Raw genomic sequence first — 821 nt, 5'->3', positions numbered from 1 at the left:
AAAGACTGCGAGGCGGTCACGAACTCCCGCAGCGGATGCCGGGCCAGCACCGCATCCACCTCCGGCGTCAACGCACCCGCCAGCCGCGCGGCAGCCGGGCGGGACTCGTCCCGCAAGGCGTCGACGGCGGCGAGGAGCACCTCCCGCTCGCTCTCGGGGGCACCGTCGGCCGCGCGCTCGTGGAGCCGTGCGCCCTCCTCCAGGACCAGCTCCGTGTCCATCCCCGCCGGGATCTTGATCTGGGCATGGTGACGCCAGGTGGTGATGGGGTCGCCCCAGGCCTCCACGGTGTACGTCCACCAGCCCGTCTCGCCCGCGGTCACGGTGGCGCCCCAGCGGTCGGTGCCGGGCGACAGCTCCCGCATCGGGGTCCAGGGGCCCGGGCGCCCGTGCGGATCGGTGAGGACGACATTGGCCGCGACCGCGTCATGGCCCTCGCGGAAGACGGTGGCCGAGATCTCGAACGACTCTCCGGTGACGGCTTTGGCGGGCCTGCGTCCGTGCTGGACGATCGGCCGGACGTCCAGCACGGGGATGCGCCCGAGGGCCCCCTCGGCGCTGTACGTCTGGGGTGCCGACGAGTGGTGCGTGGCGGGCATGACCGCTCCTGTCCGCGTCAACGTGGGTGGGCGGATGAGTGTGGGGAGGTGAGTCCTGCGTGGTCTGGGTGGTGTCTTGGACCGTGTACCCGGGGGAGCCTTCCCACCCTATTCGGGTGAGCAATCCGGCACTTTGTTAACTACTCACGCGTATGTCCACACACAAGACCGGCCCCGTCCGCGAACGGACGGGGCCGGTCTCGGTACTACGCGATGACAAGC

Annotated in this window: 1 protein-coding gene; it reads right to left on the bottom strand. The window is 70.9% G+C overall.

Going from position 1 to position 821, the window contains the following annotated elements; all coding sequences use genetic code 11:
• Positions 1–599: maltotransferase domain-containing protein (locus JYK17_RS24945; RefSeq protein WP_222811215.1), on the bottom strand; the 599-nt coding region annotated here is incomplete at its 3' end.
• Positions 600–821 lie beyond the last annotated feature (222 nt).

The organism is Streptomyces plumbidurans (assembly GCF_019857225.1).
In the GTDB taxonomy this organism is placed as follows: domain Bacteria; phylum Actinomycetota; class Actinomycetes; order Streptomycetales; family Streptomycetaceae; genus Streptomyces; species Streptomyces plumbidurans.
The sequence above is the reverse complement of the archived record's forward strand: the minus strand, read 5'-3'. Positions and strand labels throughout refer to the sequence as shown.